Genomic DNA, 26,292 nt, shown 5'->3' with positions numbered 1-26,292 from the left:
TAGCCTCGAGAAAATCGCCGTTTGGGCAAATACCCTGTTTACCGTTTAGGCAAAAACGAAGTACTTGCGCACGGTTTCCACTACTTCCCAGGTGCCCTGGAAGCCGGGTTCGACCACGAAGATGTCGCCGGCTTTCAGGTGAATGGGCTCGCCGCCTTCGGGGGTGAGAATGCAGTAGCCTTCACGGAAATCGCAATATTCCCACTTGGTGTAATTCACCGCCCACTTGCCCGGCGTACACATCCAGGTACCCATCAGCTTGCTGCCGTCTTCCGACTGGTAGGCGTTCAGGTTAACGGTGTGCGGGTCGCCGGACAGCTTTTCCCACTTGGTGGCATCCAGCAGCACTTCGGGCTGGGTATCGCGCAGAACCGTGATCTTGTTAGACATGCTATCTCCTTGTCGTTGGTTGAATAAAGCCGCCAGATCCCGCACACAGACTCCTTCCTGGGAGCTCTGTTTTACGGACTCTGACCGCTTGCTCCTGTATTAGCTGTTGTAGAACGGGATTTAGCTGCCCAGTACCACCGTCTTGCCCTGGTACATGAACACCCGTTTTTCGATGTGATACTGAATGGCCCGGGCCAGGGTGATGCATTCCACATCGCGGCCCTTGGCGACCAGGTCTTCCGGATAATGACTGTGATCCACCGTCTGAATGCCCTGGGTGATGATGGGGCCCTCGTCCAGCTCGTTGTTGATGTAATGGGCCGTGGCCCCCACCAGCTTCACGCCCTTGTCATAGGCCTGGTGATAGGGCTGGGCGCCCTTGAAGCCGGGCAGCAACGAATGGTGAATATTGATGGCCCACCCCGCCAACTGATTGCACAGCTCGGGACTCAGCACCTGCATGTAACGCGCCAGCACCACCAGGTCCGCCTGCGACTCCTGCACAATCTGCCAGATCTTGGCTTCCTGTTCGGCCTTGGTCTCGGCGGTAACCGGCAGGTGGTAATAGGGAATATGGTGCCAGTCGGCCAGCCGCTGCAGATCCGGGTGATTGGAAATAATCGCCGGGATCTCGATGGCCAGCTGACCGGTGCGATAGCGGTACAGCAAATCGTTGAGGCAGTGATCGAACTTGGACACCATGATCACCACATTGGGCTTGCGGCTGCGTTCGGTCAGCTCCCACTGCATGCCGAATTCGGCCGCCCGGGGGGCGAAACCGTCGCGAAACGCCGCTTCATCAAAGACGCCGTTGTCGGGCTTGCGAAACTCGGCACGGATAAAAAAATGGCCGACGCGGGCATCATCAAAGGTCTGCATGTCCGCCACGTAACAGCGGTGCTGGCGCAGATAGCTGGTTACCGCATCCACGGTGCCCAGCCGGCTGGCACAGCTGGCGGTCAGAATAAGAGTATCGTGTTGTGTCATGCGACAGCCTCCTTGTTGGTCCCGGTTGTCATTCCCTGAGCAGCCTCCGATTGGCGATGGCCGAATAAATTCGGCCCTGCGGCGGTGCCTGCAGGGCCGATATCAACCGACCCTGCGCATGCTGCGGAGGCCGCGTTCAATTATCTTACTTCTGGATAACCAGGCCGTATTCGCGACTGGCGTCCTGCAACCACATCCACAGGTAGTCGGAGAAGCTGCGGCGAATCACCAGCTCGAAGCTGTCGGCACCGGTACGACGCAGCAGCACCGCGCTCTTGGCGAAGGTGGTGCCCACGCACTTGCCGGTCGGCAGGCTCGAGGGGTGCACGTCGTAATGACAGGACTTGCGGATCACCATCTCGGCCTTGGGGCCCGACAGCGCCAGCACCGTCTGGCCGCCGCTCACGTCCACCAGCGAGTAATGGCCGCTCAGGTGCTCGCGCAATTGAACTTCCAGCTGCCCTTCCCGGCCGCCTTCGGTGATGATCAGCCATTCGTCCGGCGCCAGCCACTGCACCAGCACCTTGTCGTTTTCCACCGAGGTGCACGGGGTGGTGGGCAACGCCACCCCCAGTACCTTCTCCACGGTTTTGGCAAACAGCTCGTTGCCGGCGTTGCCGCGCAGGACCAGGTGACCCAGCAGCGCCTTCTCGCGCAGCACCACCTCGCCCTGCTGGTCTTTTTTGGCCAGGGCGTCCAGATTGGCGTGATACAGCGGGGACTCCACCCGCACCTCGGTCTGGGTTTCGGCCAGTTTGGCGGTGTTGTTAGACATGCTGACGCTCTCCTTTGGGATCATAGAAAATCGGGCTGGTGATCTCGGCTTCCAGCACCCGGCCATCGGCCAGTGGGCAATACACGGTTTCGCCCATGCGGTTCAGGCCGTCCTTGATCACCGCCATGGCGATGTTGTGACCCAGGTTGGCACTGTAGTAACTGGACGTCACATGCCCGATCATGGGCACCGGCACCGGATGATTCGGGTCCGGCACGATTTGCGCGCCTTCCGGAATCACGGTTTTCGCCTCTTTGCACTTCAGACCCACCAGCTGCTTGCGATCGGTGCGCGCGGTGTCGGAGCGCGACCAGGAACGCTGGCCGATGAAGGGGAACGGCTTGGTCTTGCCCACACACCAGCCCATGTTCAGATCGAAGGGGGTCACGGAACCATCGGTGTCCTGACCGACGATGATGAAGCCCTTCTCGGCACGCAGCACGTGCATGGTCTCGGTGCCGTACGGAGTAATGTTGAACTCGGCACCCGCTTCCATCACCGCTTCCCACACATGCAGGCCGTAGTTCGCCTGTACGTTGATCTCGAAGCTCAGCTCACCGGTGAAGGAGATGCGGAAGATCCGCGCCTTGACGCCCGCCACCGTGGCGTCGCGCCAGCCCATGAAGGGGAAGGCCTCGCCGGACAGGTCCACGTTTTCACAAACCTTTTCCAGCACCTTGCGGCTGTTGGGGCCGGAAACCGTCATGGTCGCCCAGTGGTCGGTGACCGAACCGAAGTACACTTCCAGCTCCGGCCATTCGGTCTGGTGCCACAGTTCCAGCCACTGCAGTACGCCCGCGGCGCCGCCGGTGGTGGTGGTCATGATGAAATGCTCGTCGGTGATACAGGAGGTCACACCGTCGTCAAACACCATGCCGTCTTCTTTACACATCAGGCCGTAGCGGCAGTTGCCGGGGCTCAGCTTGGCCCAGGCGTTGGTGTAGATGCGCGACAGAAATTCCCGGGCGTCAGGCCCCTGAATGTCGATCTTGCCCAGGGTGGAAGCATCCAGAATGCCCACGCTGGTCCGCACCGCCACACATTCGCGGTTAACCGCCTGGTGCAGATCTTCACCGGCCTGGGGGAAGTACCAGGGGCGCTTCCACTGGCCCACGTCCTCAAACTCGGCGCCGTGCTTCACATGCCAGGCATGCATGGCGGTAAACCGCGCCGGGTCGAACAGATGGTGCGCATCGCGACCGGCCAGGGCTCCCATGGTCACCGGGGTGTAGTTGGGACGGAACACGGTGGTACCGGTTTCGGGAATGCTCTTGCCCATGGCCCGGGCGGCAATCGCCATGCCGTTGATGTTGCCCAGCTTGCCCTGATCGGTACCAAAGCCCATGGCGGTGTAACGCTTGATGTGTTCGATGGACTCGAAGCCCTCGCGCACGGCCAGTTCGATACCGGCGGCGGTCACGTCGTTCTGGTAATCCACAAACTGCTTGGGCGCACGGCTGATGGCACGGCTGTGCGGTATCAGGAACAGCGCCTGGGCGGCATCTTCCTGCGGATCCTGAGTCTTGATCTCGGCATCCTGAACCTGGGCGGCAATGTCGCCGTAACCGGCGGCAACGGCGGCCTCGCGGCCGGCGCTCAGGCCTTCGGCCAGCACGTCGGACAGCAGATAGGTGCCCTGCACGCCACCGGCCAGCAGCTGCTGCTGCACGGTTTCACCGGGCACGAAGCCGATGACCTTGTCGCTCCACACCGGACGGGAACCGGTATGGGCAGACAGATGCACCACCGGGCTCCAGCCACCGGAGCTGGCAATGGTGTCACAGGACAGGCTGACGACTTCCCCGCTCACCTGGCTGCAATCGCTGGACAGCGGAGCCACCTTGGCGCCGTTCACCCGCTTCTTGCCGCTGGCTTCAATCAGTCCGTGGCCGGTATACACCTTGACGCCACGTGCCTTCAACGCCTGATAACGGGCGCCTTCGGGACGATGACGGCTGTCGACCACCGCCACCAGATCGCGGCCGGCATCCAGCCAGTCCAGCGCTGCCTGGTAGCCATAGTCGTTACAGGTCATCAGCACCAGGCTGTTGCCCGGGGCCACGCCGTAACGGTTGACGTAGGTAGAGAGTGCGCTGGCCACGAAGCAGCCGGGCAGATCGTTGTTGCCGAACACCAGCGGGCGTTCGTGGGCGCCGGTGGCCAGCACCACGCGCTTGGCACGAATGCGGTGCAGGCGCTGGCGGGTCTTGCCGGAGATGCGCTCGCCCAGATGATCGGTGCGGCGCTCCAGTACGGTGACGAAGTTCTGATCGTAATAACCGGCGGCGGTGCTGCGCGGCAGCAGGGTCACGTCGGGCAGCGCCTGCAGTTCATTGACCGCTTCTTCCACCCATTTCGCCGGCGCCTGGCCGTTGATGGGCTGGGTGCTGTGCAGCAGATGACCACCAAACTCGTTCTGTTCGTCCACCAGGATCACGCGGGCGCCACGACGGCCTGCGGCCAGTGCCGCCGCCAGACCGGCCGCGCCGCCACCCACTACCAGCACGTCGCAGTGATGGTTGAGCTTGTCGTAGGTGTCCGGATCCCGCTCTTTCGGCACCCGGCCCAGACCGGCGGCCTTGCGGATCAGATGTTCGTACTTCGGCCACATGGACTCGGGGTACATGAAGGTCTTGTAGTAGAAGCCGGGGGGCATCATGCTGCCGCCGAGCTTGCCCATCAGGCCCATGATGTCCTTGTCCACGTTCGGCCAGCCGTTGGTGCTGGCGGCGGTGAGGCCGTCGTACAGCTCGGCCTGGGTGCCGCGAATGTTGGGGATCATGGTGGCTTCGCTGCTGCCCACCTGCAGGATGCAGTTCGGCTCTTCCGCACCGGCCGCCATGATGCCGCGCGGACGGGAATACTTGAACGAACGGCCGACCACGTCGACCCCGTTGGCCAGCAGCGCCGAGGCGATGGTGTCACCGGCCACGCCCTGATAGCGCTTGCCGTTGAAAATAAAGCTGAGCGGTTTGCTGTGGTCTACCCGACCCTTGCCCTGAAGGCGATGTTGCTGGCTCATGACTGGCCTCCTTGCTTGGGCTGTTCGCCCACCTTGTAGGTTTCCTTGATTTCATAGGTCACGGTGTGCCGGGTGGCATTGAAGAACTTGCGGCAACCGGCGGCGTGGTACCACATCTCATGATGCAGCCCGCGCTTGTTCTTGCGCAGGAACAGGTACTGGGCCCATTCTTCGTCGTTGAGCGCATTCGGATCCGCCGGGCGGGCAATGTGTGCCTCGCCGCCGTAGTGGAATTCTTCTTCTTCCCGGTGTTCGCCGCAGTGCGGACAATAAATGTTTAACATGTCACTCTCCTCAGTGGCTACGCCGGCAGCGCCGTGTTCGTCTATCAGGTGACCGGTGGTAAAGCGGTCGACATTGAACGGTTTGGCCAGGGGATGGGGCTCATCCTTGGCGATGGTGTGGGCAAATACGTTGCCCGAGCCCGGCGTGGCCTTGAAGCCGCCGGTGCCCCAACCGCAGTTGAAATACAGGCCCTTGATATGGGTCTTGGAAATAATCGGACAGGCATCCGGACAGGTGTCGACGATGCCGCCCCAGGTACGGTTGAGACGAACCCGACTGAAGATGGGGAACATTTCCACGATGGCCGCCATGGTTTCTTCCACTATCGGGAAGGAACCGCGCTGGCCGTAACCCAGGTAGCTGTCGATACCGGCGCCGATGACCAGGTCACCCTTGTCGGACTGGGACACATAACCGTGCACGTGGTTGGACATGACCACGGTGTCGAGGATCGGCTTGACCGGCTCGGATACCATCGCCTGCAGCGGATGGGACTCCAGCGGCAGTTTCATGCCGACCATCTCGGCCATGACACCGGAGTTACCGGCGGTAACACAGGCGACCTTGGGGGCGGCGATAAAGCCGCGGGTGGTTTCCACCCCGGTCACGGCGCCGTTTTCACGGCGAATGCCGGTGACTTCGGTCTGCTGGATCAGGTGTACACCCATGGCGTCGGCGGCGCGGGCAAAGCCCCAGGCCACGGCGTCGTGACGGGCGGTACCGCCGCGCGGCTGCCAGGAGGCACCCAGCACCGGATAACGGGCGTTCTTGGAACAATCCAGAATCGGCACCAGATCCTGTACCTGCTTGGCGTTGAGCACTTCACCGTCGATGCCGTTCAGGCGGTTGGCGTTGACCCGGCGCTCGATGTCACGCATGTCCTGCAGGGTATGGCCCAGGTTGAGCACGCCGCGCTGGCTGAACATCAGGTTGTAGTTCAGATCCTGCGCCAGCCCTTCCCACAGCTTCATGGAATGCTCATACAGGTGCGCCGCTTCGTCCCACAGGTAGTTGGAACGCACGATAGTGGTATTACGGGCGGTGTTGCCGCCACCCAGGTAACCCTTTTCGATCACCGCCACGTTGGTGATGCCGTGCTCCTTGGCCAGGTAGTAGGCCGTGGCCAGACCATGGCCGCCGCCACCCACGATGATGACGTCGTAGCCTTCGGCCTTGGGCGTGGGGTTATGCCACACCCGCTGCCAGTTTTCATGGTGGGTCAGGGCGTGCTTGAGAAGCCCGAATCCGGAATATTTTTGCATAGTGATCACCTGTCAGTTTGAATTCTGTAGCCGGTACGCTTGCCGTTGGGGCATCCTCACGCCGACGCGGCCAGGAGGACTGCCCCAATCGGCTTTAAGGCCACGGAGCAACCTGTTTTAATTAAAAAATTAACGATATACCGGGAAGTAACTGCACAGGCTCGCGACCTGGTCCTTCACCGAAATAATCACTTCCGGGTCGTCCATATGATCCAGAATGTCGCAGATCCAGCCGGCCAGCTGACGGCAATGCTCGACCTTGAAGCCGCGGGTGGTTACCGCCGGGGTACCGATACGCAGGCCCGAGGTCACGAACGGCGACTGGGGATCGTTGGGCACGGCATTCTTGTTGACGGTGATGTTGGCATCGCCCAGTACCCGGTCTGCATCCTTGCCGGTAATGCCCTTGGCGGACAGATCGAGCAGGAACAGGTGGTTGTCGGTGCCGTTAGAGACCACGTCGAAACCGCGGCTCTGGAACACATCCACCATGGCGCGGGCGTTTTCCACCACCGCCTTCTGGTATACGGTAAATTCCGGCTTCAGTGCCTCGGCAAAGGCCACGGCCTTGCCGGCGATGGCGTGCATTTGCGGGCCACCCTGAGCGGCGGGGAAAACGGCGGCGTTGAGCTTTTTCTCCAGCTCCGGATTGGCCTTGGCCAGGATCAGGCCGCCGCGGGGGCCGCGCAGGGTCTTGTGGGTGGTGGTGGTCACCACGTCGGCATGGGGCACCGGGTTGGGGTATTCACCGGCGGCCACCAGACCGGCCACATGGGCCATGTCGACGAACAGATAGGCACCTACCTTGTCGGCGATGGCGCGAAAACGGGCCCAGTCCATTACCCGGGAATAGGCCGAGAAGCCGGCCACGATCATCTTCGGCTCGTGCTCCAGCGCAAGGGCTTCCACCTGGTCGTAGTCCACTTCACCGGTGGCTTCGTTCAGGCCGTACTGCACCGCGTGGTAGATTTTGCCGGAAAAGCTGACCTTGGCACCGTGAGTCAGGTGACCACCGTGGGCCAGGCTCATGCCCAGCACGGTGTCGCCGGGAGCGCACAGCGCCATGTACACGGCGGCGTTGGCCTGGGAGCCGGAATGAGGTTGCACGTTGGCATAGTCGGCACCGAACAGTTGCTTGGCACGCTCGATGGCCAGCAATTCAACCTTGTCTACCGCTTCGCAACCACCGTAATAGCGCTTGCCCGGATAGCCTTCCGCATATTTGTTGGTCAGCACCGAGCCCTGGGCTTCCATCACCGCCGGGCTGGTGTAGTTTTCCGAGGCAATCAGCTCGATATGCTGTTCCTGCCGGGCGGCTTCTTCTTCCATGGCGGCCCACAGTGCCGGGTCCATATCCTGTATGCGGGTTTGCTTGCTGAACATCGTGTTGCTCTCCTTTGCGGGCGATGCGCCCCCAACCAGACTTGTCATCCTTGGCCGTGCCGTTTTGCCGGTCACTCCAAGCCTTATTGATGCTCATAGTAAAGAGTACAATCGGCCGGTGTTTGACTAGCTGCGCCGGAATGCTGTGTATTTGCGACAAGGATGTGCAGAAAATGTGACGCTACACGACCACCGGCCGGCCGCAGCAGATGAAAAGTGGCATGGCTGCCGGTATCATGACCCCGTCCCCCTTCATCCAGGTCTGACCTGATCAACCGTTACCGGAACGAGCCTGTCGTCGATGCGTGAAGTAAAAGAAAAACGTCATTTCAATACCCTGTTGCGCGATGCCAACAGCGCCTTTCTTCCGTCACAGGACAGCGGCGAAAAAACCATACGGGTCGGTTTTATACTGCTCGAACACTTTTCGATGATGGCCTTTACCGCCGCGGTGGACGCCCTGGTCACCGCCAACCTGGTACGTACCGCGCCCCTGTTCAGTTTTTGTACCTTCGGCCTGAACAGCGTGACGGTAAAAAGCGATCTGGCGCTGGATATCTCCACCAGCGGCGAGCTGAGTCAATTGCCGCTGGAAGGAGAAGAGGCGCTGGATATCCTGATTGTGTGTGGCGGCTACCGCTGCTCGCTGGCGGAGCAGCCACCGCTGACCGCCAAACTGAAAACGGCGGCCAGGCACAACATCATTCTGGGCGGGTTATGGAACGGCGCCATTGCGCTGGCCCATGCCGGCCTGCTCGACCAGCTCGGCTGCGCCCTGCACCCGGACAACCACGCCTTTGCCCGGGAGCGGTTTAAGCAGGTAAAGGTGTCGGACCGGGTGCTGGTGGTGGAAGAAAAACGGGTGACCAGCGCCGGCCCCAGCAGCGCGCTGGAAATGATGCTGGCCCTGATCGAACAGGTGCAGGACAAGGCCACGGTGCGCGCCATTCGGGAGATCCTCAGCTGTGACCAGGTCGCCGACAGCGACGAGGCCCGATTGATCCTGCCCGCCGACGATCCCAGTTTTCCGGAGACCCTGCGCAACCTGCTGCGACTGATGAGCAGCAATATCGAGGAGCCGCTCAGTGTCGATGAACTGGCCTCTTTTGTCGGGGTGTCCCGCCGGCGTATCGAGCGGCTGTTTCAAACCCACATGGAAACCACGCCTTCCCGCTATTACCTGGAGCTGCGTATCACCCATGCCCGCCGCCTGCTGCTGCAAAGCGATGACACCATCGTCAATATCGCCGTGGCCTGCGGCTTTCTCAGCTCGACCCACTTCAGCCACTGTTTCAAGGATTACTTCGGCATCTCGCCCAGCCAGGCCCGCCAGAAGCAACGGGGCTGAGCCGGGCTGCCGATGATGCCATGCTGTTAACGCCGCGATTCCAGGCCGTCGGTCTCGGGGCGCTTCCCTGCCGCAGGTCGTTTTATGGCAACAACAGGCCGCCAACAGAGCCGCGCCGGCAACCCGCCAGACATACCATGCGGGTATAACAATCATGCAACAAACGGGAGCACACCATGGATAACCGCCTGAAGGGAAGACTGCTGACCACCACCGGGGTCGCCGTGCTGAGCCTGGATGCGCTGCTGATCAAGCTGATCAGCGCCGACCCCTGGATTTTGCTGTTCTGGCGCGGGTTGCTGCTCAGCCTGTGCATCGGCGCCGTCTGCCTGTGGCGGGCTCGCCACTACCGCCCCAACCGCAAGCTGTTCACCCTCGGCCTGGGCTCGGCGCTGTTTTATGCGGTCTGTACCGTGACCTTCGTGCTCTCGATCCGTCTGACCAGTGTCGCCAATACCCTGATCATCCTCAGTGCCGCGCCGCTGATCGGCGCCCTGCTCAGCCGTTTTGTGCTGAAAGAGACGGTATCCGCCCGCACCTGGCTGGCGATTTTGTTGTGTTTGGGGGGACTGGCGCTGGTGTTTTCCGGCAGCCGGGACGGCAGCCATCTGCTCGGTGATCTCACCGCCCTGCTGTGTGCCGCCAGCATGGCCGCCAAGTTCGTGGTGGAACGGGCCGCCAGACCCGCCAACATGATGCCGGCGCTGGTGCCGGCCGGGCTGCTGGTGTGCCTGTTCGCCCTGTTTCAGGCCCCGACCATCATGATGCCGGCACAGGATGTGCTGTGGATGGCCATCCTCGGCCTGCTGGTGGTGCCTCTGGCCTACGCCCTGATCACCCAGGGCCCCCGCTACCTGCCGGCGGCGGAAGTCGGCCTGCTGATGCTGCTGGAAATGATCTTGGGCCCGCTCTGGGTCTGGCTAGTGCTGGCGGAACAACCCGCCCCGCAGGCCTGGCTGGGCGGGCTGGTAGTACTGATGGCCATCACCTGCCAGTCGTGGCCGGGAAAGCGCCAGCGTAAGGCAGGTTCGGCCAAGTTTCCCTGCCAGGCCTGAGCCAGGCCGTTACCAAGGGTATGATGGCTGAGAGTTCACTGACGTGGAAAAGACGCCTCAGGCCGAGAGTTCTCTTCGGAGAATGTCGGCACCTGCCCTTAGAGCATTCAGCTTGCCTCTTGCTACTTCACGAGATAAGGGGGCCATGCCACAGTTGGTGCAAGGGTAGAGCTTGTCGGCATCTACAAACTCGAGTGCTTTCCGTAGCGTATTGGCGACTTCCTCTGGTGTCTCAATGCGATTGGTTGCAACATCAATGGCCCCTACCATCACCTTTTTACCTCGTATGAGTTCAAGCAGCTCGATTGGGACATGAGAGTTGTGACATTCTAATGAGATAATATCGATATTAGACTTTTGCAGTTTGGGAAAGATCCCTTCATACTGTCTCCACTCGGAACCCAACGTCTTTTTCCAGTCCGTATTGGCTTTAATTCCATATCCATAGCAAATATGTACGGCAGTTTCACACTTAAGGCCTTCAATTGCTCTTTCTAAGGCAGCAATCCCCCAATCATTTACTTCGTCAAAAAACACATTAAATGCAGGCTCATCAAATTGAATAATATCAACACCCGCTTCCTCTAACTCTTTGGCTTCTTGATTGAGTATTTTAGCGAATTCCCAGGCTAGTTTTTCACGACTTTTATAATGATCGTCATAAAGCGTATCTATCATGGTCATGGGGCCTGGCAGAGCCCATTTAATGGGTTGTTTGGTCTGCTGGCGTAAAAACCTGGCATCTTCAACAAAAACTGGCTTTTGGCGACTGACTGCACCAACAACCGTCGGAACACTGGCATCATAGCGATCACGAATTTTAACGGTCTTGCGTTTCTCAAAATCAACACCGTCAAGGTGCTCAATAAAGGTAGTCACAAAATGTTGGCGCGTTTGCTCGCCATCACTGACAATATCAATACCTGCTTGTTGCTGGTCTTGCAACGACACACGTAAAGCATCGTGTTTACCCTCTATTAATTCTTCTCCTTGCAGTTTCCAAGGCGACCACAGTGTCTCGGGTTGTGCAAGCCAGGACGGTTTGGGTAAACTGCCCGCAGTTGACGTAGGTAATAACTTTTTCATAATAAATACCGTCTTATATTTCCGTTAATTATAAAGCCCGAAATCAGGAGGCGTAGCTGGCAGACCATTGCTCAAGGATAGATTGGTATGGCTTGATGAAGTTCTCTTCAGCAAGCTTTCCCTGCTTAACGGCCAGCTTGCTGCGTTCTTCTCGATCATAAACAATTCGAGTTAATGAGTGATCCGGGTTTTTCAGGTTCGGTTTGTAGCGTTTTCCTGCCGCAGCATTAGCATTGTAAATTTCAGGCCGATAAATTCTTTGGAAAGTTTCCATTGTGCTGATGGTGCTTATAAGCTCAAGATTACTGTAATCATTAAGCAAATCACCAAAGAAGTAAAAAGCCAGTGGTGCAACGCTATGTGGCGGCATAAAATAGCGAACTTTCAACCCCATCTTCTTGAAATACTGCTCAGTCAAAGATGTTTCATTTGGCAGATATTCAACACCCAACACAGGGTGCTGATTTTCAGTCTGATGATAGGTCTTGTTATCCGAGACACTGAGGCATATAACAGGTGGCTTAATAAAATTCTGCTTGTAGACATCGGAATTAACGAAACATTTGAAGATCTTCCCATGCAGATCGCCAAAATTATCTGGAATACTAAACTTGAGCTGGCCCTTATTATGATTCAACAGCAACACACTAAAATCATAATCTCGCATATAAGAGGAAAAATTATTCCCTACAATGCCTTCAATGCGTTTTTTAGTTTTTTGATCAACAATATTCGTTTTCAATATTTCAATCGTAGGGAAGGCACTATCATTGCCTTCACTATCAATATTCATATCAACGGAAATGATTTCAAGTTCAACAGAATAACGATCACCATTGGGATTATCCCAATGGGCCAGGGCATTGAAACGATTGTCAATCATCTTTAAGGTGTTGCGCAAGTTCTCTTGCCGGCTCTTTCCTCTGGCCAAGTTAGCAAAATTGGTAGTAATACGCGTATTGTCCGAGGGTTGATAATTCTCATCGAAACTAATGCTGTTTACAGCAAATTTAAAGTCGTTACTCATCGTGTTCTGCATCCAATTTCCGAGATAAAACCTGAATTTATTCCTTGCTCTTTCCGGGCTTGATGACTTTTTGTCATCTGGAAGTCCAGATGTCCAGAGCTAAGCATAGGTATGTTATACAGGGCCGATTACATGAACAAAAATGATTTTATCTCATCGATACATGAACAACGTTCATGATTTACTGTAGGGCAACACTTGCTCGGGCAAGCGGTATGTCACGTTCAACCGTCTGGGTGCGGCGGCCATGATGCTGATGCCAGCTGCCGGCTGCCGGCTGCCGGCTGCCGGCTGCCGATGTTGTGCACCATTTGCCGGTGATCACATCATGGGGGAAGAGATGACAGCACCGGCAGCCGGGTTATTGAAAAACGGTATGAAATTAACGCAAGACGGGGGTATTACCTGACATTCTGAGCCAAAGCGATGAAGTCACTCAGGTAATCCATCTGCTCTTCGCCTTTTCGCACCCCCAAAAAGATTTGTTTTTTAATCCCATGTTGACCAAACCGAAGGCTTTTAATGGCCATTGTTTTGGCGAATTCATCCACTAGCCAACCAGGCAGTGCACAGACCCCCCTGCCTGCTGCCACCATTTGCAACATTATTTCCGTGGTTTCTATCGTCTTGTGTTTTCTGACCGTGCATTTTGCGGGATTTAAAAACTGACTGTAAATATCCAGCCGCTCAGGCTCTACCGGATAGCTAAATAACACTTCTTCACCTAGCTGTTCGGGCATGATCGAGTTTTGCATGGCAAGGGGGTGAGATGATGAAACGACGAGTCTATGTTCATAGTCAAATACCGGTATAAACGTCAGCTTGGGTTTATACAAGGGATCAGGCGTGACCAGGATATCTATCTCGTAGCTATGCAGGGCACCCAAACCACCGAACTGAAATTCCTGCTTTACATCAATGTCAACGTTTGGCCACTTTTCAAGATAAGGTTCAATCACTTTTAACAGCCATTGATAGCAAGGGTGGCATTCCATGCCGATACGAAGTGACCCCATTTCGCCTTTCGCTATCTGACGCAATATAAGTTCAGTGTGTTTAAATTGCGGCAAAACCCGATTGGCAAGAGTCAAAACTTGTTCACCAGCATTGGTAAGACGCAAGTTTCTACCTTCTCTTTGCCAAACCGGCGTTTTGATCTGGCCTTCCAGTTTTTTGATGCTGTGACTCAATGCAGACTGGGATAAATTTAACGATTCAGCAGCCTGGGTTAAGGTTCCTTGCTCTTTTATTGCTGCCAGCACTTCAAGGTGAAACCGCTCCAACACAACTTAACTCCTGTCTTTAGCACTCAATATCATGAATATAATTCATGATTTATTGAAAATATATTATTATTTTCATCATTTGACTGTCGCCAATGCTCGCCACCTAGACACTCAGTGATGCGGGCTGATTGACGTTGTTAATCGGCATTATTGATCAAATCGGGCCCGGGGCTGCCCGTCCCTACCGGGCTTGATGTACTTGACTGACCGGTTGACGACTTCCCTGATTCAGGAAACAACGCCCCTGCGATCGATACCGAACTGCCCGTCCCTCCGGGGCATATCCATATGATGTTGGGTTCACAGGCGGCATGGGTTGAGAATCCTGATGGCTAAATAACTGTTCCTGATCGCGCTTCAGCAATCAGGCTCGAACACCGACTCGCCGTAAGCCCATATATGGGGGGTTACAACGAGTCGGTGGCAAGACAAGTAATGCCGTTTCACGCAGAACCTGCATGGCATCAGGGTCGCCGGACTTATTACGGTTTACTCACCGTGTCCATGGCGTCACACCAGACCTGCAGGCCATTGCCCGCCTTGATGTGCTCCAGGCCTTTCAGGGTAAAGGTGCCGGGGGTGGCAATGGCGTTGCCAATATCGCCGTAGTCGAGCTCGGGCCGGGATTCGGCGAGCTCGATAGCACTGCCGATGGAGTGCACCACCATTTGCCTGGCGGCCTCTTTGCTCATGCCCTGGGCCATGCTCCAGTCGATGAGCTGCTGCACCAGAAAATAACTCCAGCCATGCAGGCAGCCGTGGGCCAGCGCCACATCAAACAGGGCTTCCGACTCCAGCACAATCACCTTGCCCATGGTGCCAAACAGGGTCTCGGCGGCCTCATTGGCCGGGAACAGCGGCACCGGTCCGGCGCCCACCTCCACACTGGCCGGCGGCAGGGCGCGCACCAGGGTGGCCGCCTGCAACGCTGGGTAGTGCCGCAACTGCGGCAGCGCCACCCCCGCCATGGCCGAGATCACCAGCTGGCCGGGTTTGAAACTCAGATCCTGCAGCAGCATGTTCAGGCTCTCCGGTCGCACCGCCAGCAGGATGATGTCGCTGTTATCCACCACTTCCTGATTGCTGCCGGCCACCTCGCACCGGCACTGCTCGGCCAGCCGGCTGGCTGCCTGGGCATTACGCGGGCTCAGGATAATGCGCCGTTGGTCACCGCCGTGGCGCAGGCCGGTCACCGTATAGGTGGCCAGGTGGCCAACGCCCAGAATGCCCAGTGTGGGTGTGCTCATGTCGGTTTTCTCCCTCTGTGGTAATCCGTCTTACAGAACAAGGGCTTTAACGCCTCATGCCTGCCCTCATCATGAGGTCAGGCGTTTACCAATACAGAAAAGAAAGGCGTTACTCAACATCAGGCCGTGGCGCCCTGCTCCGCCATGGCTCGTCTGAATTGCAGCGCCACCCGTTCGGCAGTTTCCGACTCAAGGGCGGGCCCGGCAATAAACTCGAACGTGAGCCGGTGAAAGAGAGCACTGGCAAATGCCCCGGAGCGCTCCAGCCCTTCCGCCACCGATACCGGCAGAAAGGCCTGACAGAAATTCGCTGCCACCGCATCCCGCAACGACGCCACGGTCACCGCTTCCAGCACCAGCGCATGATTATCCCCACAGGCTTTCAGATCACCCAGGGCCTTGTCCCTCAGTACGCAATTGGTAGTCAGCACCGCAACACGGGGCCGGCCATCGGGCTGGGCCGCATTGCCGAACCAGGCGACTTCTTCGGCCCAGAGCTCGTGGCCCGCCTGGTTTTCACCTTCACGCGCGACAATGGCCATATCGAGAATGCCCGAGTGCACTCTCGGACGCAGCGACCGGCTCGGCTCAAGCAGGATGCTGGGAGACACCCTGGGAAAGTCCCGCTGGAAGATCGGCAGCAGTTTTTTCAGCAGGGTCGGCGCATAATCGGCCGGAGCACCAAAGTTGACCGCCCCCGACAGTTCATTTTCCCGCATGTCGCCCAGCAACTCATAGTTGAGGGCCATGAGCCTTTTGCCCTTGTGCTGCAACAGCGCCCCGGCGGGCGTCAGGGAAATCCCCTGATTGCTGCGCTCCAGCAGCCTTTTGCCCAGAATTTCTTCCAGCCTTTTAATCTGCATGCTGACCGCCGCCGGGGTTTTGTTGAGCTGCTCGGCGGCGGGCTTGAAGCCCCGGGCGTCCAGCACGGTCAGAAATGTCTTGATGAGTTCCAAATCCAGTGCATGTTGCATAATTAAGAAATATTTACTCACTAATCAACTTTATTTAGTTTGATTAATTTACCCGACAGTTCGAACATTGACCAGTCTTTCAGCAAGAGGTGAGCCATGTTTGAGTTACCCACTACCATCAACGAACAGCGCGTTCGTGCCTATCGGCTGCAGCGCACCCGGGAACTGCTGGCCAAGTTCAATATGGATGCCGCCGTGCTTTTCGACCCCCTGAACCTGCGCTACGCCACCGGCTGCCGGAACATGCAGGTGTGGACCTCACACCACCTGTCCCGCTATGTCTTTGTGCCGGTCAATGGCCCCGTGGTTCTGTTCGATTATGGCGGTGCCATGCACCTGTCGGATGATCTGGACACCATAGACGAGACCCGTCCGGCCAAGAGCTGGGACTATTTCGGCTCCGGCAACCGGGCCGAGGAGCATGCCGGCAAATGGGCGGATGAAATTGCCGACTTGTTGCGCCAGACCTGCGGCCGCAACGCCGTCCTGGGCATCGACCGGGCCGATCTGCTGCCCACGCTGGCCCTGCAGCAGCGCGGCATCAGCATGAGAGATGCCAAGGGGCCGATGGAAATGGCGCGATCCATCAAGTCGCTGGAAGAAGTCGCCATCATCAAGAATTCCATGCAGGTCTGCACCGACGCCATTGCCCACATGCGTCAGCACGCCAAACCCGGCGTGACCGAAAACTACCTGCTGTCGCTGATGAACCAGTACAACCAGGAGCATGGCGGTGAATACCAGGAAACCCGCCTGCTGGCTTCCGGTCATCACACCAACCCCTGGTTTACCGAATCCAGCAACAAGATCATCGAAGACGGCGAGATGCTGGTGTTCGACAGCGATCTTATCGGCCCGGACGGCATTTTCGTGGATCAAACCCGCGCCTTTGTGGTGGGAGATCGCAAGCCCACCGATGCCCAGCGCAGACTGTATGCCCACGCCTACGAGCAACTTCAGCACAATATGGCGCTGCTGCGTCCGGGCACCACTTTCCAGGAATTCGGCGAAAAATCCTGGAAGATGCACGATATTTACCTGCCAAACCGCTACGCCGAAATGGTGCATGGTATCGGTTTCGGCGTGGAATACCCGGTTATCTACTACCCGGAGGATCACGAGACCTGGCAGTATTCCGGGGCCTTTGAGGAAGGCATGTGCGTGTGCGTTGAAAGCTACGTCGGCCCGGTGGGCGGAGACGAAGGGGTCAAGCTGGAGCAGCCCGTGCTGATCACCCGCGATGGGCCTGTTCCCCTCACTACCTGCCCGTTCGAGGAAAGCTACCTGTAACCCGGCTCGCTCAGCCAAATATCATGAAAGGAGATAAAGATGACCCGCCTGAACGAACGCAGACTGGACGCGCAGCAGTTTCAACGGCGCAAGGCCACCGCAGACACCCTGCGCAAAATGGCCGGCTGGGATACCTGGCAGTGTGACGAGCCGGCGTTCCAGTATCACTACGACCGCAGGGTGTCGCTCTATGTGCATCATGGCCTCGCCACCCTGACCTTCGATAACGGGGAAACCGTGGACCTGGAAGCCGGGGATTTTCTGACCATCGAGCCTGGTGCCAGCGCCAGTTGGGCCATATCGCAACCGATCAAAACCTGCTACCTGTACCACGACACCTTCAGCTCTGCCGCCAACCGCAACGCCCAGGTTTACTGGTCGGGCGAATAACATCAGATAAGGCAAGGTGGCTGTACCACGGGCCCACACCGCTGCTCCCGTGTATCCGGCACCCGCCTCTGCAGGCGGGTATTGCCGGGCAGGTATCAGCCTCGGTGATGACCCGGGGCCTTTGGAGAAACAAGAGATGAATACCGAATTTGATTACGTCATTGCAGGCGCAGGCTCTGCCGGGTGCGTGCTGGCCCGCAGACTGTCCGATGCCGGTCATCAGGTGCTGTTGCTGGAGACCGGCCCTTCCGACAAGTCGTGGATTATTCGCATGCCGGCGGGGTTGCGCTCGGCGTTCAGGCCGACCTCAAAGTACAACTGGTGGTATTACACGGAAGAGCAAAAGCACCTCAACCACCGCCGCATACAACAGCCTCGCGGCCGCGTACTGGGCGGCTCGTCATCCATCAATGGCATGACCTGGCTGCGTGGGCATCCCCTCGACTATGACCGCTGGCAGGCAGAGGGGGCCAACGGCTGGAGCTGGGATGATTGTGCGCCCTACTTCAGGAAAATCGAATCAAGCGTGGTCAACAGCCGCCATCGCGGCCAGAACGGTCCCATCCGGGCGCAGCGTCAGGAACAGCTGAGCCCGTTGAATGCGGCGTTTCTGGAAGCCGGCCAGCAGGCGGGATTTCCGCTGACCGACGACGTGAACGGCTTTCAGCAGGAAGGGGTTTCCCGCTTCGAGATGAGCGTGAACAACGGCATTCGCAACAGCGCCGCCTACGGTTATCTGCACAGCCAGCCTCACAATCCGAATCTGACCATCTGGCTCGGCTGCCAGGTGCAGCAGGTCAACCTGGAAGGCAAGCGGGCCACCGGCTTTCGGGTGCGGTACCAGGGAAAGACGGTGGATGTTCGCGCCCGGCGCGAGGCGATACTGAGCTGTGGCGTGTTCGGCTCGGCCCAGCTGCTGATGCTGTCGGGCATCGGCCCGGCCGAGCACCTGCGGGAACACGACATTGACTGCAAGGTGAACCTGCCCGGGGTTGGCGAGAACCTCCAGGACCACCTGGAGTGTCATATTCAGATTGAAACCAAAGAGCCGATATCACTCAACCGGGAGCTGCAGCCCCATCGCATGCTGTGGGCCGGCATGCAGTGGTTTGGCTTCAAAAAAGGGGTGGCTTCGGTCAACCAGTGTCATGTGGGCGCGTTTCTCAACAGTTCGCCGGACACCGTACACCCGGATATTCAGTTCCATTTCTTTCCGGTGTTCTTCAACAAGGACTGGATTCCGGTGTCGACCACCTACGGCTATCGCATCGGCGTGGGGCCCATGCGTCCCACCAGCCGCGGCAATGTGCGCCTGCGCAGCCGCAATGTGGACGACCCGCTGCGCATTGATCCCAACTATATGGCCACCGAAGAAGACTGGCGGGTGATGCGCGAGGCCATGCGCCTGGGGCTTGAGGTCGCGCAGCAGCCGGCGCTGAAAAAGTTTCAGTATCGCGAAGACACGCCGGGCAGTCACATTCGCGGCGGCAAGGCGCTGGATGACTTTATTTGCGATGACGCGGCCAGCGCCTACCACCCCTGCGGAACCTGCAAGATGGGCCCGGATGACGACGCCATGGCGGTAGTGAACAACGAGCTGAGGGTACGGGGCGTCGACCATCTGCGGGTGATCGATGCCTCGGTGTTTCCCTCGGTGCCGAGTGCCAACATCAATGCCGCTACCATCATGCTGGCCGAAAAAGCCAGCGACCTGGTGCTGGGCCAGCCCGCTCTCCAGGCCGAGCCGCTGCCGTATCACTGCCGCCCTTAACGTCATACCAGCCGGATGAATCATCCACGCACGGTGTTACTCACACCGGCCTGTAGCACTGGTGGTCATGCTCGGGCCTGCGCCATGGCCCGGGCATAACGATGGGGATCAAACTGCAGCGTGGTCAGCAGCACCACCGCCACCAGCCCCAGATGCAGGGCCCAGCCGCCGGCGAAGCTGCCGCTGGCCTGCTGTAGCAACGACACCGCCAGTGGCCCCATGGCCGCCAGCAAAAAGCCGCCCCCCTGCATCAGGGCGGCAAGCGCCCCCGCCTGCTGGGGCACCGGCAGGTGATCCAGCGCCGTGACCAGCGACATGGAAAAATTACCGCCCAGCCCCATGCCGCACACCGCCACCCACACCCAGGGCGCCAGCCCGGGCTGAAACAGCAGGCCGGCGAAGCCGATGCCCTGCAACACCAGGGTGAGCCACAACCAGGGCCGGCGATCCTGCCCCCGGGCCAGCAGGGTAATGCCCACCGCCGACACCGCCTGGGCCAGGGCCATGACCGACACCAGGCCGGCGCTGCGGGTGGCACTCCAGCCCAGTTGCTGATAATAGGGTGCCAACCAGGTCACCATGGTCGAATAACCGGCGTTCACCAGACCAAAGCACAGCATCAGCTGCCAGGTTCGGGGCCGTGCCAGCAGCCTTGTTGCCAGCCCCGGCTCGGGCCGCCGCCCGCCCTGCTCGGCCAGCACCCGGTGTGCACACAGCCAGGCCAGCACCACCGGCACCGCCAGCCAGGCCAGCGCCTGTTGCCAGTGATGCCCGGCTCCGGCCAGCCAGGGGGTGAGCTGGGCCCCCATGGCGCCGCCGCCCATGATCATGGCCGAATAGAGGCCGGTCACCATGGCCATGCGGCCCGGAAAGTGCTGCTTGATAATGCCGGGAAACACCGACTGCACAAAGGCCACGCCCATGCCACAGAGCAGGGCGGTAAACAGCAGTGAGGCGCCGTTCGGCACTACCAGCCGCAGCCCGGAGCCCAGCATCAACAGCGCCAGGGCGGTGAGCAGGCCACGACGGGTGCCCCAGCGGGCCTGCAGCCGGGGCGAAATAAAGGCGCCCGCCCCCATCAGCAGAAAGGGCAGCAGGGTCATCATCGACATACCCACATAGCTGAGGCCGGTGCCGGTACGGATCATTTCCATCACCGGGCCGGGGCCGGTGATAAAGGGACGCAGGTTAAGGCCGACGAGCACCACCAACAGCAGCATGGCGCCCTGCTCGGCGGGCAAGGAACGGGATTGTGAAGTCATGAATGTTGTCCGGTTCGGGCAGAAAAACGGGCGTGCACATCAGCGGCGCCGGCCTGTTTTGGCTGGCACACCCTTTCGGCACAACCGGCATGGTAAAAGCCGAGCCGCGCATTTAGAAATTAAATATTTGAATGGAGCCTATTGCCAAAACGAATAGCTCGCGGCGCTGCCGAAGGCACCTTAAAATCAAAGGGTCTGGAACATTCATCGCCAATAACAACGCCGGCATTCACCGGCGTTGTTACATTGCTTTCCCTGAAAACGGCTTACTGATGTTCCCCGCGCTGACAGCCCAGGCTCAGTATTCCACTTCCATGGCGCCTTTCACTGTGGTGCAGCAGGACAGCACATAGCCGGCGTCGATTTCCTCTTCGGTAATACCGCCGTTGTGCTCCATGTGATACTTGCCGGTATTTACCTTTACCCGGCACGCGCCACAGATCCCCATGCCACAGGCTTTGGGAATACTGACACCGGCTTCCAGCGCCGCCTCGTTCAGGTTGGTTCCGATAACCACACCAACACTGCTACCAGAGTCTGAAAAACTGATCTCGACCGTTTCCAGCAGCTCCTGCTCGGCTTCCTGTATCTCGGCTTCATCCGCGTGCACTTCCGCCTGGCGAATGTCCTTGACCGGGGTCGCGCCGAACGATTCCTCATGGTAATGACGCATATCGAAACCGGCGTCTTCAAGCAGCTGTCGAACCGCTCTCATGTAGGGCGCTGGGCCACAACAGAATACTTCCCGCTCGAGAAAGTCCGGGGCAATCAACTCCAGCATCGACCGGCCCAGATACCCCCGATAGCCACTCCATGACTGGCCCACGTCAATACGTTCGCAGATCAGATGCAGCCGGAAATTGTCGATGCGGGACGACATGTACTCCAGCTCATGGCCATAGATCAGGTCTCTGGGCGTCCGGGCGGAGTGGGCAAACACCATGTCCACTTCGGAGTCGGTGTTGAACCACCAGCGCGCCATCGACATCACCGGGGTAATGCCCACTCCGCCCGACAGCAGTAACACCTTGTCAGCCGGATAGTCCAGGCAGTTGAACTGCCCTACCGGCCCATGTACTGCAACCTGATCGCCGGGTTGCAGATTCTCGTGCAGCCAGTTTGACACCTGTCCACCGGGCACCCGTTTCACCGTAATCGAAAAACTGTAGGGAATGGAAGGTGAGCTGGAAATGGTATAGGAGCGCATGACCCGCTCACCATTGATCTCCAACTCCAGAGTCACAAACTGGCCTGGCTTGAAGAAAAACAAGACCGGCTGCCCCATCCCGAAGGTAAAGGTGCAGACATCATGGGTTTCCTGAATGACCTTTACACAGCGAACCAAATGGCGGCCATTTTCCCAGGTCTGGGTATTCACCGGGTTAAGAAACTCAGCAGTGTTAATACTCATTGCATACTCCTTGTTCAATCCTGTTCACTGCCTGCCCGGCAAACCAGTGATGCGGTCGGCAATTACAACTCGATACCTGCCAGCCATTCTTTCCAGCGCATGGTCATATTGGCTCCCACCGACAAGAAAGGCTCCGGTGGCAACCGACGCGGCGCGTCGCAACTGACAAACTCTTCCAGCAGCGGCGATTGACGACGCACCGCCAGCTCCGCCGCCATCATACCGGACAGGGTACCCTTTACCGTCCCCAGCCCGTTCTGGCAGGCAGCGGAAAAAACCCGCTCCTCCAGCTCGCCGAACGCCGGCACCGAATTCCAGGACAGGCAGAGTCGCCCTCCCCAGCGATGTTCCATCGGCACGCCTGCCAGCATGGGAAAGCGGGTGGCGAAGGATCTGTCATGGGCCCGCGCCACATCCTTTATATGCCGATCCGATATCTCCATCGACTGGTTCAGGGTAAAACGGTTGCGTACCGTCACCCGGTCGCCACTGCCCATCAGATCCGATACCCGGCGCACCGTGGTGCCCATGGGATCGGCCGGCAAGACCCCCCAGTCGGGCTGTCCCCCCAAACGGGTCACTTCTGCCGGACTCAGAGCCCGGGTCATGGAAGCATAGGTAAATACATGCAGCAACTGACGGGGGAAAAATCCAAACGACTGAATATGGCCGTTTACCGCCAGGATCACATTACGAGCGCGAACCCTGGCCCCCGGCGTGGTCAGCACATGTTCGTCGCCCAGCTCCATCGACATCACCGGACTTTGTTCATAAATGGAAACGCGATCGGAAATTCCCTCGGCCGCCATCCGGATATAGGCCGCCGGCTGGATCATCACGGCACCGGGGGTAAAGAGTCCCTTGCGGTAGTAATCGATACCCGTCCGGTCTTTCATCTCGGTCGCCGTCAACAACCGGTACTGCTCACCCAGGCTGCTGAGATGATTCACATAACTGTCGATATGCTGCTCGCCTTTGGCCGAAGCGGCGCCGGTGACTTTGCCACAGGGATCGAAGACCCGCTGCGGCATGGCAAACTCTTCCGCCATCTGGCGAGCAAAATCGATGGCGGTCCGGTTAAGCCGGATCTGCTGCAAATCCGCTTCGGCCGCACCGGCGTAGGTTTCCGAATTCAGTTCATGGGGCAAATCAATCATGAAGCCGCTGTTGCGACCGGCCGGCCCTTCCGCCAGCCGGTTGGCCTCCAGCAGCACGATACGGTCATCGCCGGTCAACTGACTCAACCGTCGGGCAGCGGCAATGCCCGCAAACCCTCCCCCCACCACTACCCACTCGGCACGGATATCTTCCTTCAGCTGAGGGTAATGTCTGGCGGGTGTGAGGATCTTGTTCCAGCCGGCAGGCCCGGTATCCCTGGGAATGCGGCTGACATTAATCGTTTTGGTCATTATCCAGTTCCTCTCAGGGAGAAACGACAGGTATGGTTTGAGCCTGCGGCCCAAACCATACCGGGTTCCCGGCATGATGCCGGACGTTGGAGATGGCTCAGCCGGCTACATCATCGCTCAAGTCAATCCAGATGGTCTTGAGCTCGGTGTACTGGTCATGGGCATGGATGGAATTATCACGCCCGCCAAAGCCGGACTGCTTGTAGCCGCCAAAGGGAGTGGTGATATCCCCCTCGCCAAAGCAGTTCACCGTCACGGTACCGGCACGCACCGCCTGCGCCGCACGCAGGGCCCGCTTGCCGTTGGCGGTGAACACCGAAGCCGCCAGACCATAATCGGTATCATTGGCTACCTCGATGGCTTCCTGATAGCTGGACACGGTAATGACCGACAGCACGGGGCCGAAAATTTCTTCCTGGGCCAGGCGGTCACCACTGCGCACCCCATCAAAGATGGTCGGCTGTACATAGATACCATCCAGGGTATCGCCGCCCATCAGCAGCTGATGGCCGTTTTCCTTGCCCAGTTGCAGGTAACTTTCCACCTTGCCGAAATGCCCCTTGTCGATCAGGGCGCCCAGCTGGTTGGCCGGATCCAGCGGATCGCCGGTGCGCCATTCCCCGGCATGGGCCTTGACCCGCTCGAGCAGGGCATCCTTGATGTTCTCATGCACAATCAGACGCGAGCCGGCCGAGCAGTTTTCACCCATGTTCCAGAATGCAGCCGCAACCACCTGCTCCGCCACCTTGTCCAGGTTTTCCGCGTCCTCCAGTACGATGCAGGGGTTCTTGCCGCCACATTCCAGCACCACCTTCTTCAGGTTGGAGTCGGCTGCATAGCGCAGGAAACGACGTCCGGTGACGGTAGAGCCGGTAAAGCTCACCATGTCGACATCCATATGCATGCCCAGCGGCTCACCCACATCCACCCCGGTGCCGGTCACGATGTTCAGTACCCCGGCGGGCAAGCCGGCCTCAACCGCCAGCTCGGCCACCCGCAGCGCGGTCAGCGAGGTCTGCTCTGCGGGTTTTACCACCATGGAACAGCCTGCAGCCAAGGCCGGGCCTATCTTCCAGCCCAGCATCAGCAGCGGAAAGTTCCAGGGCAGCACGGCACCGACCACACCGATAGGCTCACGCACTACCATGGCCACCGCGTCCGCCCCCACCGGCGCAGTCTGGTCATAAAGCTTGTCGATGGTTTCGGCGTGCCAGGTCAACACCTTGATCAGTTCGGGAATATCAATGGTTTCGCAATCATAAATCGGCTTGCCGGAATCCAGGCTCTCCAGTACCGCAAGCTCATGACCCTCTCTCTGGATCAACCGACACAGCTCCAGCAATACCTGCTTGCGCGCTGAAGGATGCTGCTTGTGCCAGCGGCCGTCATCAAAGGCTTCACGCGCATTTTGCACGGCAAGATCCACGTCTTCGCGCCCACAGGCGGCGAGTTCGGCCAGGGTTTCCCCGGTGGCCGGGTTGACGGTCGGCAGAGTCTTGCCGGACAGCGCCGGACGGAAGCCACCATCGATAAAGCTCATGGCCGCCGGCGTCAATGACGCCGCAATGGCCTGATATTGTTCCCGGGTCAACAGTTCACTCATGGCTTATGCCTCCTTCGCAAAGACGGCACTTTCCGCCTGGATGTCGGCAATAGTGCGCTTGAGGGTGGTCACCACCTGCTCCAGGGCACCTTGTTCTTCCTGGCTCAGGCCAAGCAGCGGCTTGCGGGTAACGCCGGCGAAGTGCCCGGACAGGGTCACGCCGTGCTTGACACTCTGAATGAACTTGCCGCCCTGCTCCAGTACGCTCATCAGCGGCATCATCGCCGACATGATGCGGCGGCCCTTGGCAAAGTCGCCTTCGATCACACAGGCGTTGTACAGGGCGACATGCTCTTTGGCGAGGAAGTTGGAGCCGGCGCAAACCCAGCTTTGGGCACCCCAGGCAAAATACTCCAGCGCCTGATCGTCCATGCCGCAGGACAGTTGCAGCTGCGGATAACCATTGGCCAGCAGGTGCAGGCGGTTGATATCGCCTGAACTTTCCTTGATCGCGCAGAAGTTGGCAGAACCACTGATCCGCTCGAAGAACTCTTCGCCCATCGAGACCCCCATGCGGGCGGGGTAGTTGTACAACATGATCGGCAGGTTGGCCGCACGATCAACGGCCAGTGCATGCTCAGCCAGCTCCTGCTCGGTCGGCAGTGAATAGGGAGGCGTAGCGACCAGAATGGCATCGGCTCGCTGCTCGACAGCCGCCTTGGCCAGCGCAATAGATTCTTCCGGGTTGATAGATCCGGTACCAAAGATGACGGGTACCCGTCCGGCACTACGCTCAACCGCCAGTTGCAGCAGGCGGACCCGTTCTTCGAGTGTTTCAACGTAATATTCACCGGTGGTGCCACCGACGATAATACCGTGCACTCCGGCATCAATCAGATGTTCAACCAGGTCCCCAAAGGCTGATAATCGATGCTGTGATCCTCGGCAAACGGCGTGATGACTGGTGTGTAAATTCCCTTGAATTGCATGTTAATCACCTATATCCCTGTATCATATCGTCTTAAATATCTGCACAAGGGATATTAAATATCCCGGCAGGGCTCGTTAATTTCATTAACGCAAGATTAA

At 58.6% G+C, this 26,292-nt stretch carries 21 protein-coding genes; 5 read left to right on the top strand and 16 right to left on the bottom strand.

Features of this window, described 5'->3' with window-relative positions; all coding sequences use genetic code 11:
• Nucleotides 1-45: 45 nt before the first annotated feature.
• The 6 genes from BFR47_RS09650 to glyA form a co-directional block, all read right to left on the bottom strand.
• Complete coding sequence (locus BFR47_RS09650; protein WP_071472864.1) at nt 46-390, bottom strand: cupin domain-containing protein; 345 nt, start codon at nt 388-390, stop codon at nt 46-48.
• A gap of 120 nt (nt 391-510) precedes the next feature.
• Nucleotides 511-1,377: a formyltetrahydrofolate deformylase gene (gene purU / locus BFR47_RS09645; RefSeq protein WP_071472863.1), complete on the bottom strand. Its 867-nt coding sequence runs from the start codon at nt 1,375-1,377 to the stop codon at nt 511-513.
• Nucleotides 1,378-1,522: 145 nt separating this feature from the next.
• Entirely contained in the window at nt 1,523-2,152 is a 630-nt protein-coding gene (locus BFR47_RS09640; RefSeq protein WP_071472862.1) for a sarcosine oxidase subunit gamma, read from the bottom strand.
• Nucleotides 2,145-5,174 (bottom strand): sarcosine oxidase subunit alpha family protein, encoded by a 3,030-nt coding sequence (locus tag BFR47_RS09635; protein ID WP_071472861.1) that lies wholly within the window; start codon nt 5,172-5,174, stop codon nt 2,145-2,147. Before BFR47_RS09635 ends, BFR47_RS09640 begins: the two co-directional genes overlap by 8 nt.
• Nucleotides 5,171-6,721 carry a sarcosine oxidase subunit beta family protein gene (locus tag BFR47_RS09630; protein ID WP_083399077.1) on the bottom strand — a complete coding sequence of 517 codons (1,551 nt, stop codon included), beginning with the start codon at nt 6,719-6,721 and terminating at the stop codon, nt 5,171-5,173. The genes BFR47_RS09635 and BFR47_RS09630 overlap by 4 nt, the downstream gene beginning before the upstream one ends.
• A gap of 129 nt (nt 6,722-6,850) precedes the next feature.
• Nucleotides 6,851-8,104, bottom strand: coding sequence for a serine hydroxymethyltransferase (gene glyA / locus BFR47_RS09625; protein WP_071472860.1), 1,254 nt, complete (start codon nt 8,102-8,104; stop codon nt 6,851-6,853).
• Between the two features lie 301 nt (nt 8,105-8,405).
• On the opposite strand from glyA, the gene BFR47_RS09620 reads away from it, so the two are divergent.
• Nucleotides 8,406-9,452, top strand: coding sequence for a GlxA family transcriptional regulator (locus BFR47_RS09620; RefSeq protein ID WP_071472859.1), 1,047 nt, complete (start codon nt 8,406-8,408; stop codon nt 9,450-9,452).
• A gap of 176 nt (nt 9,453-9,628) precedes the next feature.
• Nucleotides 9,629-10,507 (top strand): DMT family transporter, encoded by an 879-nt coding sequence (locus BFR47_RS09615; RefSeq protein ID WP_071472858.1) that lies wholly within the window; start codon nt 9,629-9,631, stop codon nt 10,505-10,507.
• Between the two features lie 57 nt (nt 10,508-10,564).
• On the opposite strand, the gene BFR47_RS09610 is transcribed toward BFR47_RS09615, so the two are convergent.
• The 5 genes from BFR47_RS09610 to BFR47_RS09590 all read right to left on the bottom strand — a co-directional run bounded on the left by BFR47_RS09610 (nt 10,565) and on the right by BFR47_RS09590 (nt 16,109).
• Complete coding sequence (locus BFR47_RS09610) at nt 10,565-11,593, bottom strand: methionine synthase (RefSeq protein ID WP_071472857.1); 1,029 nt, start codon at nt 11,591-11,593, stop codon at nt 10,565-10,567.
• A gap of 43 nt (nt 11,594-11,636) precedes the next feature.
• The gene (locus tag BFR47_RS09605; protein WP_071472905.1) at nt 11,637-12,620 is read right to left on the bottom strand and encodes a DUF1852 domain-containing protein; all 984 of its coding nucleotides are present in this window, start codon (nt 12,618-12,620) and stop codon (nt 11,637-11,639) included.
• Between the two features lie 401 nt (nt 12,621-13,021).
• Nucleotides 13,022-13,906 carry a LysR family transcriptional regulator gene (locus tag BFR47_RS09600; RefSeq protein WP_071472856.1) on the bottom strand — a complete coding sequence of 295 codons (885 nt, stop codon included), beginning with the start codon at nt 13,904-13,906 and terminating at the stop codon, nt 13,022-13,024.
• 482 nt (nt 13,907-14,388) lie between these two features.
• Complete coding sequence (locus tag BFR47_RS09595; protein WP_071472855.1) at nt 14,389-15,153, bottom strand: NAD(P)-binding domain-containing protein; 765 nt, start codon at nt 15,151-15,153, stop codon at nt 14,389-14,391.
• 119 nt (nt 15,154-15,272) lie between these two features.
• Nucleotides 15,273-16,109 carry a LysR family transcriptional regulator gene (locus BFR47_RS09590; RefSeq protein WP_175514091.1) on the bottom strand — a complete coding sequence of 279 codons (837 nt, stop codon included), beginning with the start codon at nt 16,107-16,109 and terminating at the stop codon, nt 15,273-15,275.
• 114 nt (nt 16,110-16,223) lie between these two features.
• On the opposite strand from BFR47_RS09590, the gene BFR47_RS09585 reads away from it, so the two are divergent.
• From BFR47_RS09585 to BFR47_RS09575, 3 genes are all read left to right on the top strand, one after another.
• Nucleotides 16,224-17,417, top strand: coding sequence for a M24 family metallopeptidase (locus tag BFR47_RS09585; protein ID WP_071472853.1), 1,194 nt, complete (start codon nt 16,224-16,226; stop codon nt 17,415-17,417).
• A gap of 39 nt (nt 17,418-17,456) precedes the next feature.
• The gene (locus tag BFR47_RS09580; protein WP_071472852.1) at nt 17,457-17,807 is read left to right on the top strand and encodes a cupin domain-containing protein; all 351 of its coding nucleotides are present in this window, start codon (nt 17,457-17,459) and stop codon (nt 17,805-17,807) included.
• A 136-nt stretch (nt 17,808-17,943) separates the two neighbouring features.
• On the top strand, nt 17,944-19,578 hold the full coding sequence (locus BFR47_RS09575; protein ID WP_071472851.1) for a choline dehydrogenase: 1,635 nt from the start codon (nt 17,944-17,946) through the stop codon (nt 19,576-19,578).
• 65 nt (nt 19,579-19,643) lie between these two features.
• Here the strand turns inward: BFR47_RS09575 and BFR47_RS09570 are convergent, their stop codons facing one another.
• The 5 genes from BFR47_RS09570 to BFR47_RS09550 form a co-directional block, all read right to left on the bottom strand.
• Complete coding sequence (locus BFR47_RS09570; RefSeq protein WP_071472850.1) at nt 19,644-20,840, bottom strand: cyanate transporter; 1,197 nt, start codon at nt 20,838-20,840, stop codon at nt 19,644-19,646.
• Between the two features lie 298 nt (nt 20,841-21,138).
• Nucleotides 21,139-22,251: an FAD-binding oxidoreductase gene (locus BFR47_RS09565; protein WP_139215146.1), complete on the bottom strand. Its 1,113-nt coding sequence runs from the start codon at nt 22,249-22,251 to the stop codon at nt 21,139-21,141.
• A 62-nt stretch (nt 22,252-22,313) separates the two neighbouring features.
• A complete protein-coding gene (locus BFR47_RS09560; RefSeq protein WP_071472849.1) occupies nt 22,314-23,660 on the bottom strand; it encodes an NAD(P)/FAD-dependent oxidoreductase in 1,347 nt (448 codons plus the stop codon).
• A gap of 97 nt (nt 23,661-23,757) precedes the next feature.
• Complete coding sequence (locus BFR47_RS09555) at nt 23,758-25,263, bottom strand: aldehyde dehydrogenase (protein ID WP_071472848.1); 1,506 nt, start codon at nt 25,261-25,263, stop codon at nt 23,758-23,760.
• Nucleotides 25,264-25,266: 3 nt separating this feature from the next.
• The gene (locus BFR47_RS09550; RefSeq protein ID WP_281245962.1) at nt 25,267-26,112 is read right to left on the bottom strand and encodes a dihydrodipicolinate synthase family protein; all 846 of its coding nucleotides are present in this window, start codon (nt 26,110-26,112) and stop codon (nt 25,267-25,269) included.
• Between the last annotated feature and the right edge of the window lie 180 nt (nt 26,113-26,292).

Origin of the sequence: Oceanisphaera psychrotolerans (assembly GCF_001870485.1) — a bacterium.
Lineage (GTDB): Bacteria > Pseudomonadota > Gammaproteobacteria > Enterobacterales > Aeromonadaceae > Oceanimonas > Oceanimonas psychrotolerans.
Note: the sequence above shows the minus strand (reverse complement) of the source record. Positions and strands in the feature narration are given on the sequence as shown.

Coding starts and splice junctions, on each gene's coding strand:
- BFR47_RS09650 (WP_071472864.1), bottom strand. CDS start 390: ATGTCTAACAAGATCACGGTTCTGCGCGATACCCAGCCCGAAGTGCTG.
- purU (WP_071472863.1), bottom strand. CDS start 1,377: ATGACACAACACGATACTCTTATTCTGACCGCCAGCTGTGCCAGCCGG.
- BFR47_RS09640 (WP_071472862.1), bottom strand. CDS start 2,152: ATGTCTAACAACACCGCCAAACTGGCCGAAACCCAGACCGAGGTGCGG.
- BFR47_RS09635 (WP_071472861.1), bottom strand. CDS start 5,174: ATGAGCCAGCAACATCGCCTTCAGGGCAAGGGTCGGGTAGACCACAGC.
- BFR47_RS09630 (WP_083399077.1), bottom strand. CDS start 6,721: ATGCAAAAATATTCCGGATTCGGGCTTCTCAAGCACGCCCTGACCCAC.
- glyA (WP_071472860.1), bottom strand. CDS start 8,104: ATGTTCAGCAAGCAAACCCGCATACAGGATATGGACCCGGCACTGTGG.
- BFR47_RS09620 (WP_071472859.1), top strand. CDS start 8,406: ATGCGTGAAGTAAAAGAAAAACGTCATTTCAATACCCTGTTGCGCGAT.
- BFR47_RS09615 (WP_071472858.1), top strand. CDS start 9,629: ATGGATAACCGCCTGAAGGGAAGACTGCTGACCACCACCGGGGTCGCC.
- BFR47_RS09610 (WP_071472857.1), bottom strand. CDS start 11,593: ATGAAAAAGTTATTACCTACGTCAACTGCGGGCAGTTTACCCAAACCG.
- BFR47_RS09605 (WP_071472905.1), bottom strand. CDS start 12,620: ATGAGTAACGACTTTAAATTTGCTGTAAACAGCATTAGTTTCGATGAG.
- BFR47_RS09595 (WP_071472855.1), bottom strand. CDS start 15,153: ATGAGCACACCCACACTGGGCATTCTGGGCGTTGGCCACCTGGCCACC.
- BFR47_RS09585 (WP_071472853.1), top strand. CDS start 16,224: ATGTTTGAGTTACCCACTACCATCAACGAACAGCGCGTTCGTGCCTAT.
- BFR47_RS09580 (WP_071472852.1), top strand. CDS start 17,457: ATGACCCGCCTGAACGAACGCAGACTGGACGCGCAGCAGTTTCAACGG.
- BFR47_RS09575 (WP_071472851.1), top strand. CDS start 17,944: ATGAATACCGAATTTGATTACGTCATTGCAGGCGCAGGCTCTGCCGGG.
- BFR47_RS09570 (WP_071472850.1), bottom strand. CDS start 20,840: ATGACTTCACAATCCCGTTCCTTGCCCGCCGAGCAGGGCGCCATGCTG.
- BFR47_RS09565 (WP_139215146.1), bottom strand. CDS start 22,251: ATGAGTATTAACACTGCTGAGTTTCTTAACCCGGTGAATACCCAGACC.
- BFR47_RS09560 (WP_071472849.1), bottom strand. CDS start 23,660: ATGACCAAAACGATTAATGTCAGCCGCATTCCCAGGGATACCGGGCCT.
- BFR47_RS09555 (WP_071472848.1), bottom strand. CDS start 25,263: ATGAGTGAACTGTTGACCCGGGAACAATATCAGGCCATTGCGGCGTCA.